The sequence below is a fragment of the Salinimicrobium tongyeongense genome (assembly GCF_026109735.1).
Taxonomy (GTDB): domain Bacteria; phylum Bacteroidota; class Bacteroidia; order Flavobacteriales; family Flavobacteriaceae; genus Salinimicrobium; species Salinimicrobium tongyeongense.
The window spans coordinates 2,047,193-2,063,795 of sequence record NZ_CP069620.1 but is presented as its reverse complement, the minus strand read 5'-3'; the positions used below and the strand labels follow the sequence as shown (position 1 = coordinate 2,063,795).

Below are 16,603 nucleotides of genomic sequence, written 5' to 3'. Positions count from 1 at the left end.
AAATGAAAAAACACGTTATAAAATTATTCACCCTGTTAATTGCAACCACCCTGTTTATTGCATGTAATGGAGGAGGTGAAGAAGAGAAAACTACAGTTGGGGATGAGCAAACCGAAGATCATGCTGAAGAAGAAGGTGGTCATGCTGAAGAAGAAGGAGATCATGCAGAAGAAGGAGGCATGGGACAAGTACATCTCTCGGAACTTAAGTTCAATAGTTTAGGTATAGAAATAGATACCTTACCTACAAAACCCCTTTCAGATGCAATTGCTGCGACAGGACAACTTGAAGTACCGCCGCAATATGAAGCAACAGTAACTGCCGTAATAGGAGCAAATATAACTTCTATTGAAGTAATTGAAGGGGATGATGTGAGAAAGGGTCAGGTCCTGGCCTATCTTTCCCATCCCAACCTTACAAGATTACAAACTGATTATATGACTGCCTATAATCGTATGCAGTTCCTGGAGAAAGAATTTGAACGTCAGCAAACCCTCAATGAAAAAGGAGTTGGATCTGGTAGACAGTTGCAACAGGCACGGGCAGATTATCGGGTTGTACAGGCAGAGGTCAAAGGTCTGGAATCGCAGCTAAGAAGATTAAACCTCAAAATTTCAGGGATCAGGGAAGGTAACATAGTTGAGAATATACCTGTAGTAAGTCCCATTCAAGGAAGTATAGAAGACGTGGGAATACAGGTAGGACAATTTGTCGATCCACAGACCGAGCTTTTTGAGGTAATTAACACAGAACATGTGCATGCCGATCTAATGGTCTTTGCTAAAGATGTCTATAAAGTAAAAGAGGGACAAAAAGTCCTGTTGAAAATGGAATCTATGCCGGGTAAAACTTACACTGCTAAGATATATTCTGTCGGTAAAAAATTTGAGCAGGACCCTAAGGCAGTTCATGTTCATGCAGAGATACAAGAGGATACAAAAAATCTTGTGCCGGGAATGTATATTAACGGCAGAATTATCACAGGAGCGGGAACAGAAGTGACGGCTTTGCCCGAAGGTGCAGTAGTTGAGGAAGAAGGAAAGTCCTACATCTTTATTGCTGAAAAAGAGCAGGAAAATGGAGAAACTGAATGGTCCTTTAAACCCGTGGAAGTAAAAACAGGAGAAAAAAATGAAGGCTGGGTTGAAATAAAGTTGTTGGAGCCTTTACCTGAAGGAGCTCGGGTAGCATGGAACAACGCCTATTATTTAATAGCTGAAATGAAGAAGAGTCAGACTTCCCACGGACACTAGGAACCAGGTAAAAAAATGGATGGACTCTCTGGACAATTTTTTCTGAATTAGTTAACGCGGAGGGTTCATCCTTAATAAACTAAAACAAAAGAGATGAAAGAAATCAAAGCATTTATAAAACCAAAAAGAGTACAGGTAGTGGTAGAATCCTTGCGGGATGCAGGTTTTGAAAGCATAACCTTGTCAAAGGGCGAAGGCACCGGTGCCTATAAGAGCAAAAACGCAGCTCCTTCCCTGGACTTTCATTTTACCGATAGCCCGGTGGTGAAGCTTGAACTTGTATGTCAGGATGAAGAATCCGGGCAGGTAGTTCGGCTTATTAGCGAAAAAGCCCGTACGCCTGAGCCTGCCGATGGACTGATTTACGTTTCTGACGTGGTGGATGCCTATCGTATAAAAACAGGCGAGTCTATAAGGCAATTATCCTAGAGCAGCGTTGAGCCACATTTAATATCTTAGTGTCTTCTGAACGAAATTAGGTTTTAAATTATGTTCAAAAGACCTTCAAAGCGATCGGTGTTCAATTTTAACATTAGAAAAAATGATACAGGTATATAATTCGAAAAAAGATAATCTCATTGCCGCAAAGATCAGCGACAAGGTTTCAAAAGAAGATGTTGAAAAGGTACACCTCCTCATTCATCAAATTCTAAGCAAACATGAAAAAGTAGATTTTTACCTGGAACTGCAGGATTTTCACGGATATGAGTGGGAAGGACTGTTGGCAGATTTAAAAGTTGATTCCGCCCATCTTTCTGATTATGGCGATATGGCTATCGTAGGTGATAAAAAATGGGAAAAGTGGGCTGCAAAGGCTACAGATCTTTTCACAGCCTCTGAAGTGAAATATTTTGATTTCAACGAAAAGGAATCGGCTAAAAAATGGATCGGATTATAAATGGGGCATCATCATAACCACAATCACGGAGGTGCGAAAAAGAACCTGAAGCTCGCCTTTTTTATCAATCTCGGTTTTACAATACTGGAGATCATAGGAGGTTTTCTTACCAACAGTATTGCCATAATTTCTGATGCCCTTCATGATCTGGGAGATAGTTTATCATTGGGGCTGGCCTGGTTTATTGAAACCAAGGCTCAAAAAAAGGGAGCTACGGATGATTTTAGCTTCGGGTATGCCCGCTTCAGACTTTTGGGTGCTTTAATTAATTCTGTAGTTCTTATAGCAGGTTCTATTTATATTATTTACGAAGCAATCTCCCGCCTCCAAAATCCGGAGGCTGTTGATTCAAAGTATATGATTGGCTTTGCTATACTCGGAGTTTTGGCAAACGGCTATGCTGCCTGGAGAGTAAGTGGAGGCAAAACCTTAAACGAGAAAGTAGTAAGCTGGCACCTCCTTGAAGATGTACTGGGTTGGGTGGCAGTGCTAATCGTGGCCATCATACTCCAGTTTAAAGACTGGTATATTTTGGATCCTATTCTCTCGCTGGGCATAACGCTTTATATCTTGTGGGGCGTCGGCGGAAGGCTGAAAGATACCCTCTACTTAATGCTACAGGGAGTACCTGAAGGAGTTGATCTACAAGAAGTTAGGGAGAAGTTACAGCAGGTTGCGAATGTAAGCTCAGTGCATCATACCCACGTCTGGTCTTTAGATGGAGAACACCACGTATTAACAGCACACCTGGTACTGGAAAAAATCAGCGAGTATGATCAAATAGATGAAATAAGGCAAAAGGCAATAGGTGCTGTAGAAGAGTGGGATTTTAGCCATCATACCTTGCAGCTGGAGCTCGATAAGGAAGAATGTTCATTGTTTAAAAAAGAATAAAAGTGAAATGCCCTATGCAAGGGAAACCAGGTTATAAAGACTCAGAGCATTACGGAGTGGTTTAACTTTTTAGGAATGACTTATGAATAAAACAACTTTTCGGGTAAATCAAATGGATTGTCCTTCTGAGGAGAATCTAATTCGAATGAAACTTGATAATATAGAAGCTGTAAAATTTCTTGATTTTGATATTCCGAACCGGCAGGTCATGATATTACATGAGGGCGAGCTGGAAAAAATAAGAGAGTCTTTCGAATCCCTAAATCTGGGGTCTTCCATTTTAAAGAAAGAAAAAGCTGCTGAAGAGGAAGAAGAACTGATGCTGGCAGAGAATACAGGGCAAAAAAAGATGCTCTGGACTGTGCTGGGAATCAATTTTGCGTTTTTTGTAATTGAAATTACTACAGGCTTACTTTCAGACTCGATGGGTCTCGTAGCCGATTCTCTGGATATGCTGGCGGATGCCCTGGTATACGGGTTAAGCCTTTTTGCTATCGGAAGTACCGTGAAGAGGAAGAAAAGAACTGCCAGTCTCAGTGGCTATTTCCAATTAACGCTGGCTATCGTCGGGATCGCTGAGGTAATCCGCAGGTTCATAGGGATGGAGGAACTACCGGAATTCCGAACCATGATCATCGTCTCCATACTGGCCTTACTGGCGAATTCGTTCTCTCTTTACCTCCTGCAAAGATCAAAAAGCAAGGAAGCCCATATGCAGGCCAGCATGATCTTTACCTCGAATGATATTATCATCAATGCAGGTGTAATTGTGGCCGGTGTCCTTGTTTATTTTACAGAATCTAAACTACCCGATCTTATTATTGGTGCTATTGTATTTATGATAGTGACTCGTGGTGCCATAAGGATTTTGAAACTGGGGAGGTAAAATGTTATTTCTAACTCCTAATTGCTGTAATAGATTTCATTGGGAATGGAAAAAATGTTTGTTCAGTGAAAGTTGAAGTATCTTTTCTTTTCCGTTTAAAACGAATTTCTCAAGTATAAAACAATAGAAAAAGCTGGAGTGACTGAGCACGCACCACTCTATCCGTCATGGATATCTCCTTTTTTTAAGAAAGTCATAAGGTTTATTCCCAGCCTCTTTTGTGATGAAATGGTTATCTTTAAGTACCGATGACATTTATACACTATTCTTCAATTAATGAAAAAAATAGAATTAGATATACCCGTACTGCTTCCCGATGTTCCGGATGAAAAGGATCATTGCGTTTCCAGAATAATGGATATGCTGGAAGGAAGAGAAGGAATTGACAAGGTACATGTTAAGGATAACACCACGGCTGGAGAAAGTAAACTCTGCATCCATTTTCAGCCTGAAATCATTACTCTCGAGCGGGTGCAGGAAATAGCCCGTAATTCCGGGGCGAAACTAACCGATCAGTTCAGCCACGTCGTATATGAAGTGGAAGGGGTGCGCCACCAGCGCCATGCACGTACCTTGACAGCCCACATAAGTGACACAAAAGGGGTGATCGATGCGCAGGTTTCCGGTTCCGGTACTATTCGTGTGGAATTCGATCGGACTCAAACAAATGAAGAAGCCATAAAAGAAGCTATTCGAAAGAATGACCTGGAAATCCTGGAAAGGGTGGAAAAACAGGGAAAATCTGACCGACCTTCCAGTAAAGAGCAGAGTGAACACAAACACGAAGAAGAAGGCCATGAGCATACCCATGGGGGAATCTTTGGAGCCAATACAGAATTGATCTTTGCTATCATATGTGGATCTCTCCTGGGAATCGGCTTTGGTCTAAGTTTTATTGAAGGCATATCTTATTGGATACCGCTGGCCCTGTACATTGGTGCCTATTTTTTTGGGGGCTATTACACCGCAAAAGAAGCCATAGAAGCTGTTGCAAAGGGAAATTTTGAAATTGACTTTTTGATGCTCGTAGCCGCCATAGGAGCGGCTGCTTTAGGAGAATGGGCCGAAGGTGCTTTATTGCTCTTCTTGTTTAGCATAGGTCATGCGCTGGAGCATTATGCGATGAACAAAGCCCGGAAATCGATTGCCGCCCTGGCTGACCTTGCCCCAAAGACAGCGCTGGTACGCCGCGGTGACCGACAGGAAGAGGTGCCGGTGGAAGCCCTTAAGCGAGGGGATGTGATTATTATTAAACCCAACAGCAAAATTTCTGCTGATGGCGTTGTAGTGAAAGGAACCAGCAGTGTAAATCAGGCGCCTATTACGGGTGAAAGTGTGCCGGTAGACAAAAGGCCGGTAGAGGATCCCTCATTAAATTACAAAGATGAAAATAAAATCCCTGCCGAGCACCGGGTGTTTTCGGGCACCATTAACGGTAGCAGCGTATTAGAAGTAAAAGTAATTAAGGAAGCGAAGGATTCTACTTTATCGCGTCTGGTAAAACTGGTAAAAGAAGCCGAAACGCAGAAGTCCCCTACCCAGCAATTCACAGATAAATTTGAAAAGTACTTTGTGCCTTCTGTCCTTACCCTGGTTGTGCTCTTGCTTTTTGCCTTTCTGGTAATAGATGAAACTTTTGGCGATAGCTTTTACAGGGCAATGGCAGTCTTGGTGGCGGCAAGCCCATGTGCCTTGGCTATTTCCACCCCCAGTGCGGTGTTAAGTGGAGTGGCAAGGGCTGCCCGCGGCGGAGTGCTGATAAAAGGAGGTCGTCCTCTGGAAGATTTGGGGGAGCTAACTGCCCTGGCCTTTGATAAAACCGGTACTTTAACTGAGGGCAAACCTAAATTAACCGTAGTTGCACCGCATGGTGGTGTCTCAGAAGAAGAACTTCTTATAGTAGCCATTGCGGTAGAAAAACTGAGTGACCATCCTTTGGCTGCAGCTGTTGTAAAAGGAGGAAAAGAAAGGTTATCAGGCATATCCATTGAAGAAGCAAAAAATTTGCAATCCGTGACCGGAAGAGGGGTTAAAGCAGAATTTCGGGGAGAGGAAGTATTTATTGGGAATAAAGGCCTTTTTGAAGAAGAACTTAATATCCAACTTCCTCCCGATTTATCAGCTAAACTGAAAGAGGTTGAATCGGGTGGTAATACGGCTATGATTCTGCGAAAAGGCAGCAGCTTTCTGGGAATTATCGGTTTAATGGATACACCAAAAGACGAAGCTAAAAGTGTTATTAAGAGATTAAAAAAAATTGGTATCCGTCGAATGATCATGTTGACTGGCGACAACCAGCAGGTGGCAGACAGTGTGGCAGCTGAAATAGAAATTACCGATGCTTGGGGCGGTTTGCTTCCAGAAGATAAAGTGGATGCTATCAAGAAGCTCAGGCAGCAGGAAAACAAAGTGGCCATGGTGGGAGACGGCGTAAACGATGCCCCGGCAATGGCAAAAAGCACAGTTGGAATTGCTATGGGTGCAGCCGGATCAGACGTCGCCCTCGAGACAGCAGATATTGCTTTAATGGCTGACAACTTGAATGATCTTCCTTTCGCGATTGGTTTGAGCCGAAGAAGTAAAAGTATAATAAAACAGAATCTTTGGGTAAGCCTTGGCGTCACAGCCTTGCTTATACCCGCCACTATCTTCAGTTTTGCCGGTATTGGGATTGCCGTACTCATTCATGAGGGTTCTACGCTTGTGGTTGTCGGAAATGCATTGAGACTATTGGCATATAAGAAATAACAGCAATTACCCTAGAGGTTTTAGAAGCTCTTTATCGTAATTATGACGTTTAATTAAATATAAATTTAATCCGCTTCGATGAACTCATCCTGAAAGCGGAAAAGAACAACAAATTTCACTGGCATGTCTGTAAACCCAAAAAACAAAAGAAAAACACGGCTAAAAAAGGACACCAGGCCTTCAAAAAGTAATATCACGAAAAAGGATAAAGTAAACGGTATTATTATGCTTCTCGGAATACTCATATTGTCTTTCCTGCTTTACTGGTTCGTTTTAAAGGAAGTCCTTTAGCTCTGCAAACAATGAAACTAACCGCACAATATGGACTGGATCTTTGAAAATTTTAAGACTGATCTGAACGCATTAGATCCACTTGTCAAAGAAAAAGCTCTTTATATAGCTAACCAGCTTATGAGGCAGGGGAAGTATAGCGAAAAAGAGGCCATAACTGAAGCTATAAAAAGAGCGGAAGAATGGTTTTACGACATGGAAGGATAAACCATTTTCCTTGTGATATTAAAGCTTATTTTAATGACAATTTACAGCTCCTTACTGATTCCTAAAGAATTATAAATAACAGAAGTTTAAGAAGAAAGCTAGGCCAATATCTTTATTTTAGGATGAGATCGGTTCTATGTCGAACCGAAAATGGAAGTAATGGGGCGACCTTTTAGTTGTAATACTATTCGCAGCTTTGCCTGCCGCTGGAAATTTTGCCGGAGGCATATTGGCGGAATCCATGAATGTTTCGGAAAGGAATTTACGCTTATCGCTCCACTTTGCCGCAGGTTTCATTTTAGCTAAGGTGGGAAGGGAGTACCTAAGAAATTGCGCTATTTACTTGCAGTCGGGTTCGTCATTCCTATTCTCCTCGGTGCAACCATCGGTTATTGGGCGGTCCGGGATAGTGCTGAAACTGTAAAGTTTAGCCTTCTCGCTTTTACCGCAGATTTTAATTAGAGTATCTGTAAAAGAAATGCTAACAGAGGCACATATCAAGCCGGATCCCACTTTTGCATCTGTTGCTTTGCCTGCCGATTTGGTCTTTTTGCGTTGCTTACAGTGTATCTGGAAGGCTGAATTTTTTTAATGAAACTGAATTTAAATTTTAAAAATTATTATGAGTACCTGGTTATGGGCATTAGTATTGCTTGCCGCCGTATGGCTGGCACATTGGGGCGCAGAACATTTAGCAACACCTTTGAAAAAGCTAAGAAAACAGTGGGGCTTTTCGGTAGCTGCCGGTGGTGCCCTTATTGGTTTAGCAGCAGCAAGTCCTGAAATCGGCATAAATATTACAAGTGCGATGACCGGGGTTGGTGATATCGGTCTGGGTACCATGTTCGGCTCCAATGTGATCGCCATTCCGCTAATGGTAATTACGGCCTACATTGCGACCAGACACCTGAAAAAAGATAAGGAAGGTAAAAATCACCAGAAGCATAAAAAGGAGCACCTCCTGAAAGTGGATCCTACTGCTGTAACAGTGCAGGCCCTACCCTATCTTGTTATCGTTGCAGTAGTTGCGATTCTCACTGTTCCTGCTGCATGGAGAGGACTACAGCCTATAGATGGCTGGATCATGTTAGGAATGTATGTTGCTTTTCTCACTCAGGCTCTCCTTAGAGGTAAAAAAGAAAGTGAAAAAGTAGAATGGAAAAAGAAAGAAATATGGCTTGCGGTTGCAGGAGTGGTAGCTTTAGCTATAGGCGCTTTTTTTACAGTACGTGCCACAGAAAATCTAGTTGCTGCCTTTGGAATTTCTAAAGTAGTGGGTGGCCTGTTTATAACAGCTCCTCTGGCAGCCCTGCCGGAAATATTTGCTACCTGGAGCGTTGCCAAAAGCGGACAAATAAGTTCTGCCGTGACAAGCGTTATAGGAGATCATGCTGTAACTCTTACAGTAGCATTTTTCCCGCTGGCGTTAGTCGGTTTGCAGGTAAAGAATTTTCCCCTCTTCGTAACCGTCCTCTGCTTTGTTGGCTTAGTTGCCATTCTTTATGCAGCTTTTATTCATTGGGGAAGTAGTGGAGACGAACATGGTTTTAAGCTTTGGCAGGTTTTTACCCTTGGTGCCGTGCTTATCGTGTATGTTGGAGTTATCTTATTTGGAGTTCTGCAGATCTTTAGTGGTAAAACCGGTGCAGGAGCCAACCACTTCAAAATCTTCAATCAGGATGGGAATGATTACCTGGAAGATCAAGAATTTTTTATGGCAGTAGACAAAATAGGCTATTTTAAAGACTGGAATCAGGACAGGGATCAATACATCAATGAAAACGAATGGAAAGCCGGCATCAGCGAATACCTGGGTGGTTACGAAGTTCGGCAGGTGGAAGAGTTTGGTGAGTGGGATCTGAATGGGGATAGCAAAATTTCCGTGGAAGAGTTTAGAGAAGGATTATTTGAACTGACCGATAGGGATCAAAACAGGCAGATCAGTGAAACCGAATTCGTGGATCTCTACCTGGAAGGAAGCGGGTCGCAACGCAAAAAATGACCGTACCTGCTGTACCCGGAGAATTAACAACTGCCATAAAGTTTTTAATTTCTGAATTAAATAAGTGTAAAAATGATGAACCGTAAACTGTTTTCTAAAAGTATTCTGACTATTCTCATCTTTGGACTAGCCTGTGGTCAGGATGGCGAAGGAGCAAAATTATACAAGGCATTCAATAAAGACCAGAATAACAATCTAAATGACGAGGAATTTCTCAATGCAATCGCCGAAATGGACTATTTTGGAAAATGGGACCAGAATCGTAACGGTACTTTAAGCGAAGAGGAGTGGTACAATGGTGTAAATGATTTTCTGGGTGGTTACCAAATTTCCGCAGTGGAAGAATTTGGAGAGTGGGATCTGGATGGTAATAATAAAGTGTCAATGGAAGAGTTTAATGAAGGATTATTTGAAGTCGCAGATAAGGATATCAATAGCCAAATTACCAAAAAAGAATTTATAAGGTTGTACAAGGAAGGAGGCGGGAAGAAGGGTAAAACGAATTAAGAATGAGAAATGTCCTATTGCAAGAAATTTTCTAGGACTCCTACATTGAATAGAACTTTTGAGACGTTCTAAGTGACAAAGGTAGAGCTTTGACTAACATATAGCTTCTTCAATTCTTTTGAAGTCTTGAAGGTTTTCTAAAAAAACAAAGAGATCAGTTAGTTTAGAAGTTATTCCAATTCACACCATACTCTGGAAAGCCTATAATATTTGAATACAACTGGATTCCATTGCCACTATATAAATTCAGAAGTAGAAGTTGAATTCTATGTTGTACCTATGTTGTACCCCAAATAAAAAAGCCGACTCGTTAAAGTCGGCTTTCTCAGTCTGTGCGGGCGGAGAGACTCGAACTCTCACACCGTAAGGCACTAGATCCTAAGTCTAGCGTGTCTACCAATTCCACCACGCCCGCATTGGTAATTTCAATATGATTGCTTGTTGTAAGCGGATGCAAATATAAGCATAAGTTTGAATCTGCAAATGGAAAAACATTTTTTTTTCATCCGAGCATGAAAAAAAATTCAGACATAAGATTTCAGTTATCAATATTTAGGCCTGGGCTAAGTCTCAAGACTAAAACCTCAGGTCTAATGACTCACATCTAATTTTATTACCTTTACTTTCATACCAAAATTATACACATGCAAGACATCAAGAAATATGTGGATGAGAATAAACAGCGGTTCATTGACGAACTCGTGGAGCTGTTGAAGATCCCGTCCATTAGTGCCGATTCCAAATACAAAAAAGAACTGCTAAAAACCGCCGAAGCGGTTAAACAAAGCCTCTTAGACGCCGGGTGTGATGTGGCCGAGATCCACGAGACTCCGGGGCACCCGGTTGTGTATGGCGAAAAGATCATCGATAAGAACCTGCCCACCGTACTCGTCTACGGCCATTATGATGTGCAACCCCCAGATCCGGTTGACCTTTGGGAGAGTCCGCCATTTGAGCCGGTGATCAAAGAAACCGAAATTCACCCCGAAGGTGCCATTTTTGCCAGGGGTGCCTGCGACGACAAGGGGCAGATGTACATGCACGTAAAGGCCGTGGAATACATGACGAAGAACAATCAGCTTCCGTGTAATGTAAAATTCATGATTGAAGGAGAAGAGGAAGTTGGAAGTGAACACCTGGGCTGGTTTATTGAGAAAAATAAGGAAAAACTGCAGAATGATGTGATCCTCATCAGCGATACCGGGATGATCGCCAAAGACACCCCTTCCATCACTACCGGTCTTCGCGGACTGAGCTATATGGAAGTGGAAGTTACCGGACCAAACCGCGACCTGCACAGCGGACTCTATGGCGGAGCAGTTGCCAACCCCATAAATGTGCTTTCAAAGATGATCGCTAATTTACAGGATGAGAACAACCGCATCACCGTACCCGGCTTCTATGACGATGTTAAGGAATACAGCGAAGCTGAAAGAAAAAAAATGGCCGAAGCTCCTTTTGACCTCGAAGCTTACAAAAAGAAACTCGATATTGATGATGTGCATGGGGAAGAAGGCTACACCACGCTCGAACGCGCTTCAATTCGCCCCACCTTAGACGTAAACGGGATTTGGGGAGGCTACACCGGCGAAGGCGCCAAGACCGTGCTTCCTTCCAAGGCTTACGCTAAAATTTCGATGCGCCTTGTAAGTGACCAGGACTGGAAGAAGATAAGTGAGCTGTTCACCAAATACTTTGAAAGCCTTGCCCCCAAAAGTGTAAAAGTAAAGGTGACCACTCATCACGGCGGTCAGGCCTACGTCACGCCTATAGATACACTGGAATATCAGGCTGCAAACGATGCTTATGCCGAAGTCTTTGGGAAAGACCCTATCCCGCAGCACAGCGGGGGAAGCATTCCCATAGTTGCCCTTTTTGAGAAGGAACTGAAGAGTAAGACCATCCTGATGGGCTTTGGCCTGGATACCGATGCCATCCACTCCCCCAATGAGCACTTCGGGATCTGGAATTACCTGAAGGGAATTGAAACCATTCCGTATTTCTACAAGCACTTCGCCAAGCTGAAGCAGGCAGAGAAGTAGCAGTATACACTACATAAAACAACTTAATATGCCAAACCTAACAGGTCTTTGAGACCTCGATAGGTTTAAATTACAAAAGGCCTCACTGCTTTTGAAAAACAGTGAGGCCTTTTCTCATGCTGTGAAGTCGCAGAAATTCCGCGGTTTGTATATTATTTATGTCTTCTTAACGAACTTTGTAAGGATCACGATCTGCTGCCCTTCTACCTTCCCTTCTATCTGCTCCGGATTGTCGTGTACCAGCGAAACCCTTCTTACGGCCGTTCCCCTTTTGGCTACCAGGCTCGAGCCCCTTACCGGCAGATCTTTAATTAAAACCACGGTATCTCCCGCTTCGATCTTGGCCCCGTTGGAATCTTTGTGCACCACAGTACCCTGAATTTCACCCGTTGCCTGCCCCGATTTTGCCCAGGCCAGCTGCTCTTCTTCCATGTACATCATATCAAGCAGGTCTTGCGGCCAGCCTTCAGCTTTGAGGCGGTTCAACATGCGCCAGGCCATGACCTGAACAGCAGGGACCGCACTCCACATACTGTCGTTCAAACACCTCCAGTGGTTAGGGTCGGTTTTCCCGGGGTCTTCTATCTGGTCTTTGCAGGTAGCACAAATAAGAATATGATGTTCATTGCCTTCAGGAGAATCTGGGATTTCATACACCTGTAGATCATTGGTAGAAGTACAAAGCTCACACTGGGAGGAACTTCTTTGAAAAAGGTCTTGCTCTAAGCTCATTTTAAGAAATATTTAAGACAAAGATACTGTTTTCAGGTTTTAGAAAATTTCAGCTTTAGCAGTAGCAGAAAAAATGTTCTCTTCGGAAGCTTTCTGAAAAATTTTGAACTCGTATTCCCTCGCTTTCCGAAGTAGTTTCCGAAGCTAATATTCAGGCTTTCCCACGCCTGAAGTTTGGCAGGTTCATCTGGATTACCGCGATTAAGATCAGTATAATTCCCGCCCATTGATACATATCTACCCTCTCGCTAAGGAGGAAATAAGCCATAAGTACTGCTGCCGGAAGTTCGATTGAGGAAACGATAGCTCCAAGCCCCACTCCTGTTTTTGGCATTCCCCGGGTGTAAAGGATGGGAGGAAGTATGGTTCCAAAAAGGGCAAGAATAAGCCCCCATTTCTGGATTATTTGCAGGTTAAACTGCTCAATTAAAAACGGGAATGAAATGATCCCGACAATAAGTGTACCGCCCAGCATCATCCACAAACTTCTTCTTAAAGGATGCAGCTGTAGTGCCACGGTATTGGAAGTGTAAATAGTCACGGTGTAAGACATGGCGGCAAGCAGCCCCCATCCCATCCCTCTCCAGTCCAGCTGGAAAGAGTCGGCCAAAAGATTTGTCGCCAGCACGGTGCCCGCCAGGATGGCAATTACCGCAAACACCTTTTTAGCGCCCGGGGCTTTCTTTTCGAGTAAAGCCTCAAGCACCACGCCCATCCATACGCTTTGCATTAACAGCACAATCCCAATGGAGACCGGGATATATTTTGCTGCCAGGTAGTAGAAAGTACTGGTAAGGCCCAGGGAAGTTCCTGCAGCCACAAGTTTTATAATGCTTTTTGATTTCTTCTGAATGGGGGCAGCTGCTTTTTCCTTCCTTATAAAAATGTTGATAAGCACTAAGCCCGCAAGGCCAAGGGCCATTTGGGAGAACGTGATCTCATGAGAGGTGTAGCCTTCGGCATAGGCCATTTTTACAAAGGTAGTGAGCATTCCATAGCTAATCGCCCCAAGTGCAACGAAAAGGCTGCCTTTAAGTATAGAGTTGTTCATAAGTAGAGATTGCAGGAAGCCTGCAGATGATTTTAAGAATTGGATTTATCTGGAAAAAATCCTGTGTTTAGAAAGAATTTTTGCGGGTGCAAAAGTAGCTTATTTTAACGAAGCGGGAAAAGTTTTTTTGGAATGTTATTTGGCTGTAGGATTTATAGTTTTGTAAAGAGTCGCATTCGTATTTAAATAATAGGCCTCACAGGTTTTGGAAACCTGTGAGGCCTTTAAAATATTACTTCAAACTCCTCTCAATATACGCCTCCACCCTTTCCTCCATGATGGGCAGGGTTACCGTGCCCTGTTCGAGAATGATCTCATGGAATTTCCTGATGTCAAAATCGGGCCCCAGAGCGGCTTCGGCTTTTTTTCGGAGTTCGCGGATCTTCATTTCCCCAATCTTATAAGAAACAGCCTGCCCCGGCCATGAGATGTACCGGTCAACTTCAGTATTAATATTGTGCAGCGAAAGTGCGGTATTGGCGCGCAAAAACTCCACAGCCTGTTCGCGGGTCCAGCCCATGGCGTGAATTCCGGTATCAACTACGAGTCGGCCGGCGCGCCACTGTTCATAAGTCAGTTTCCCGAACTGTTCATAGGGGGTTCTGTAAATGCCCATTTCTTCGGCTAAAGTTTCGGCATAAAGCCCCCAGCCCTCTCCAAAAGCCGATAAATAAAAGTGCTTTCTAAACTTCGGGATGCTGTCACCCAACTCGCCATTCAAAGAAATTTGCAGGTGGTGCCCCGGCACGGCCTCATGCGCGGTAAGTGCCGGCAGCACGTAAAGAGGCCGGTTCGGCAAGTTATACGTGTTCACCCAGTAATATCCCGGCTGGGTTTCATGAGAAGCACCAACATACCTGCCGGTGGTGTATTTTGGCGCAATGGCATCGGGTACAGGCGCCACGCCATAAGGTTTTCGCGGCAGGGTCCTGAAAAATTTTGGAAGTTCGGCATCGATGCGCTTGGCAATATCACGTGCCTCCTTCAGCAGCTCCTCGCCTGTCTGGGCATAAAACTGCTCATGGGTGCGCAAAAATTGTATAAAATCTTCAAAACTGCCTTCAAAACCCACTTCAGCAATGATCTTTTTCATTTCGGCATTGATGCGCGCCACCTCCTCAAGGCCTTTCTGGTGGATCTCTTCTGCGGAAAGGTTCAGCGTTGTATAGTAATTGAGGCGGTTTTGGTAATATTCGCGGCCTCCCGGAATTTCTGAAACTCCGATCTTTTTTCTCGCCGCCGGAAGATATTCGGTCTCAAAAAAGGCTTTTATGCGCCTGAACTGCGGGATCACCTTTGTGGCCACAACTTTCCTGGCCGCCGCCAGAACCGAATCTTTCTGCTGCTCACTCAAAGTCTGTGGAAGCTTCAAAAATGGCGAATAATAGTAACTTTCTTTCGGGTCATCCACAATCTGGTCATTGTAAGTAGCTTCGTAGCCCTCAAAAATAACAGCGGGCTGTAAAAGCCCTTTTTGTATCCCTTTCCGAAGCAAAACCAGGTGTTGATCTACATAAGCCGGGAGGGCGTTTAACTTTTGGAGATAGGTTTTCACCTGCCCGTAATCGCTGAGATCGCGCACATGGTAAGGCAGACTCACATGAAAACCGGCATCTGAAAGCAACGGGTTCAAATAAGCCTCATACTCGTAAAAATCTACCGTTTCCTGCAAATCGTAGCGCAACAGTTCGGCTGAAATCTTTTCTGTTTCCGAAAGGGTCGCTTTATCAACTTTTTTCAGCTCTTTTAGCTGTTCCCGGGCAAAACCGGCTTCATTTTTATAGTATTCTTCAGTGTAAAGTCCTAACGGAAATTCCTTCCGGTCATAAGCCTCGTGCTGCTGCACCTTTTCTATCACCCGCTTAAGTGCTTCGGAAGAATTCTGACTTATTGCCGCGGAAAAACTGAAGAAACAGATAAAGCTGAGGGGCCAAAAAAGGTATTTCATGGTCAAATTTTTGTGGAGTGATAAATATAGCTTTTTCCGGAAGTAACTGCTGCCGGATTAATTGCCTTTGATACGCTCCCAGAGGTCACTCAAAATCTCCCGGGCATCTTCAGGACGTTTGGAAACCTCTTCTGCCCTTATGCTACCGCCTTCAGAAATGAGCTTATAGCTAAAAGCAAAATCTGATTCTTCATTCTGCGGATTCAATTTTCCGAAGCGAAGGTCATTGAAATACAAATCGCCATCTTTTTCTGAAATCGTGTACCAGCCTTTGGAAATATCGATTAAACGCTGCACGTTTTTGTCATTTTTGAGACCTCCAAGGTAGTAGTGGTTCTTGGGAACGGCTTCAAACCTTATTATCTGGTCGTCAAAAAAGGAGTAGTAGCCAATGAGAAAATCATTTTCTGCCTCGGCATTCGCCGCCCATAAAATGGTGTTCAATGGAGTGGGGCGGGTGTCAATTCGGCTGTAGAAATGGCCCTGCTGCTCAAGGCAATCTACAAATTGCTGGTGCGCCACAAACTTTAAACCCAAAGTAAGCATGAGGTAAGTGCTGCTCACCATAAGGCCAAGGCGGTTGAATTTTGCCCTTTTTGGATCCTCTTTTTTCCTGCGCATGGCTAGGATGAGAAAAAGCAGAAAAGGCAGGGTGTACAAAGGGTCTATGACAAAGATGCTTTTAAAAGCCAGCCGCGCCTCCAGCGGCCAGAACAGCCGGGTGCCCCAGGTGGTGAAAGCATCGAGAATGGGGTGGGTCAACAAGCCCCAGAACATGAGCCACGACCAGTTTTTCCAGCCCACGCCCGACTTTCGTTCGATTTTTGAGATGAGATATCCAAATACTGGCGCTGCCAGAACCGAAAACACTATGGAATGGGAAAATCCGCGATGGATTTCAATGGCGGTAATGGTATCGGTGAAATTTCCCGCAATGGCATCGAGGTCGGGGATGGTACCGGCAATGGCGCCGTAAAGCATGGCTTTATTGCCCGCTTTCCTGCCAAGAACGGCCTCGCCCACCGCGGCACCAAGAACGATTTGAGTTAATGAATCCACTTATGAAATGTATAATGTATATTGAATAATGCATATTGGTTTGGATCCTGCGAACTTCGTTTTCTGAAGCCTAATTTTCCTTTGG

14 protein-coding genes and 1 tRNA gene are annotated in these 16,603 nt (G+C 43.8%); 10 read left to right on the top strand and 5 right to left on the bottom strand.

The features are described 5' to 3' along the window. Positions 1-2 precede the first annotated feature (2 nt). The 9 genes from JRG66_RS09170 to JRG66_RS09130 all read left to right on the top strand — a co-directional run bounded on the left by JRG66_RS09170 (position 3) and on the right by JRG66_RS09130 (position 9,686). A complete protein-coding gene (locus JRG66_RS09170) occupies positions 3-1,253 on the top strand; it encodes an efflux RND transporter periplasmic adaptor subunit (protein WP_265162467.1) in 1,251 nt (416 codons plus the stop codon). Between the two features lie 93 nt (positions 1,254-1,346). Further along, complete coding sequence (locus JRG66_RS09165) at positions 1,347-1,682, top strand: P-II family nitrogen regulator (protein ID WP_265162465.1); 336 nt, start codon at positions 1,347-1,349, stop codon at positions 1,680-1,682. A gap of 112 nt (positions 1,683-1,794) precedes the next feature. After that, positions 1,795-2,151 (top strand): SpoIIAA family protein, encoded by a 357-nt coding sequence (locus JRG66_RS09160; protein ID WP_265162464.1) that lies wholly within the window; start codon positions 1,795-1,797, stop codon positions 2,149-2,151. Further along, the gene (locus tag JRG66_RS09155) at positions 2,152-3,045 is read left to right on the top strand and encodes a cation diffusion facilitator family transporter (protein WP_265162463.1); all 894 of its coding nucleotides are present in this window, start codon (positions 2,152-2,154) and stop codon (positions 3,043-3,045) included. Between the two features lie 82 nt (positions 3,046-3,127). Continuing rightward, positions 3,128-3,931 carry a cation efflux transmembrane domain-containing protein gene (locus JRG66_RS09150; RefSeq protein ID WP_265162462.1) on the top strand — a complete coding sequence of 268 codons (804 nt, stop codon included), beginning with the start codon at positions 3,128-3,130 and terminating at the stop codon, positions 3,929-3,931. 276 nt (positions 3,932-4,207) lie between these two features. After that, positions 4,208-6,679: a heavy metal translocating P-type ATPase gene (locus JRG66_RS09145; protein WP_265162461.1), complete on the top strand. Its 2,472-nt coding sequence runs from the start codon at positions 4,208-4,210 to the stop codon at positions 6,677-6,679. A 321-nt stretch (positions 6,680-7,000) separates the two neighbouring features. Continuing rightward, positions 7,001-7,177, top strand: a complete 177-nt coding sequence (locus tag JRG66_RS09140; RefSeq protein ID WP_265162460.1) for a hypothetical protein — start codon at positions 7,001-7,003, stop codon at positions 7,175-7,177. Between the two features lie 622 nt (positions 7,178-7,799). Further along, a complete protein-coding gene (locus JRG66_RS09135) occupies positions 7,800-9,179 on the top strand; it encodes a calcium:cation antiporter family protein (protein WP_265162459.1) in 1,380 nt (459 codons plus the stop codon). A 72-nt stretch (positions 9,180-9,251) separates the two neighbouring features. Continuing rightward, positions 9,252-9,686: an EF-hand domain-containing protein gene (locus JRG66_RS09130; protein WP_265162458.1), complete on the top strand. Its 435-nt coding sequence runs from the start codon at positions 9,252-9,254 to the stop codon at positions 9,684-9,686. 333 nt (positions 9,687-10,019) lie between these two features. On the opposite strand, the gene JRG66_RS09125 is transcribed toward JRG66_RS09130, so the two are convergent. Beyond that, a tRNA-Leu gene (locus tag JRG66_RS09125) sits at positions 10,020-10,101 on the bottom strand. Between the two features lie 229 nt (positions 10,102-10,330). Between JRG66_RS09125 and JRG66_RS09120 the strand changes: the two genes are divergently transcribed. Beyond that, the gene (locus JRG66_RS09120; protein ID WP_265162457.1) at positions 10,331-11,728 is read left to right on the top strand and encodes a dipeptidase; all 1,398 of its coding nucleotides are present in this window, start codon (positions 10,331-10,333) and stop codon (positions 11,726-11,728) included. A 156-nt stretch (positions 11,729-11,884) separates the two neighbouring features. On the opposite strand, the gene JRG66_RS09115 is transcribed toward JRG66_RS09120, so the two are convergent. The 4 genes from JRG66_RS09115 to JRG66_RS09100 form a co-directional block, all read right to left on the bottom strand. Beyond that, entirely contained in the window at positions 11,885-12,460 is a 576-nt protein-coding gene (locus JRG66_RS09115; RefSeq protein WP_265162456.1) for a PhnA domain-containing protein, read from the bottom strand. A 151-nt stretch (positions 12,461-12,611) separates the two neighbouring features. Further along, the gene (locus tag JRG66_RS09110; RefSeq protein ID WP_265162455.1) at positions 12,612-13,511 is read right to left on the bottom strand and encodes an EamA family transporter; all 900 of its coding nucleotides are present in this window, start codon (positions 13,509-13,511) and stop codon (positions 12,612-12,614) included. A 232-nt stretch (positions 13,512-13,743) separates the two neighbouring features. Beyond that, the gene (locus JRG66_RS09105) at positions 13,744-15,459 is read right to left on the bottom strand and encodes a DUF885 domain-containing protein (protein ID WP_265162454.1); all 1,716 of its coding nucleotides are present in this window, start codon (positions 15,457-15,459) and stop codon (positions 13,744-13,746) included. Positions 15,460-15,516: 57 nt separating this feature from the next. Then, a complete protein-coding gene (locus tag JRG66_RS09100) occupies positions 15,517-16,518 on the bottom strand; it encodes a metal-dependent hydrolase (protein WP_265162453.1) in 1,002 nt (333 codons plus the stop codon). Positions 16,519-16,603 lie beyond the last annotated feature (85 nt).

Bases quoted from the DNA above. Each gene is read 5' to 3' on its own strand.
- JRG66_RS09110 (WP_265162455.1), bottom strand. From the start codon at position 13,511: ATGAACAACTCTATACTTAAAGGCAGCCTTTTCGTTGCACTTGGGGCG.
- JRG66_RS09170 (WP_265162467.1), top strand. From the start codon at position 3: ATGAAAAAACACGTTATAAAATTATTCACCCTGTTAATTGCAACCACC.
- JRG66_RS09105 (WP_265162454.1), bottom strand. From the start codon at position 15,459: ATGAAATACCTTTTTTGGCCCCTCAGCTTTATCTGTTTCTTCAGTTTT.
- JRG66_RS09145 (WP_265162461.1), top strand. From the start codon at position 4,208: ATGAAAAAAATAGAATTAGATATACCCGTACTGCTTCCCGATGTTCCG.
- JRG66_RS09130 (WP_265162458.1), top strand. From the start codon at position 9,252: ATGATGAACCGTAAACTGTTTTCTAAAAGTATTCTGACTATTCTCATC.
- JRG66_RS09115 (WP_265162456.1), bottom strand. From the start codon at position 12,460: ATGAGCTTAGAGCAAGACCTTTTTCAAAGAAGTTCCTCCCAGTGTGAG.
- JRG66_RS09140 (WP_265162460.1), top strand. From the start codon at position 7,001: ATGGACTGGATCTTTGAAAATTTTAAGACTGATCTGAACGCATTAGAT.
- JRG66_RS09120 (WP_265162457.1), top strand. From the start codon at position 10,331: ATGCAAGACATCAAGAAATATGTGGATGAGAATAAACAGCGGTTCATT.
- JRG66_RS09160 (WP_265162464.1), top strand. From the start codon at position 1,795: ATGATACAGGTATATAATTCGAAAAAAGATAATCTCATTGCCGCAAAG.
- JRG66_RS09150 (WP_265162462.1), top strand. From the start codon at position 3,128: ATGAATAAAACAACTTTTCGGGTAAATCAAATGGATTGTCCTTCTGAG.
- JRG66_RS09155 (WP_265162463.1), top strand. From the start codon at position 2,152: ATGGGGCATCATCATAACCACAATCACGGAGGTGCGAAAAAGAACCTG.
- JRG66_RS09165 (WP_265162465.1), top strand. From the start codon at position 1,347: ATGAAAGAAATCAAAGCATTTATAAAACCAAAAAGAGTACAGGTAGTG.
- JRG66_RS09135 (WP_265162459.1), top strand. From the start codon at position 7,800: ATGAGTACCTGGTTATGGGCATTAGTATTGCTTGCCGCCGTATGGCTG.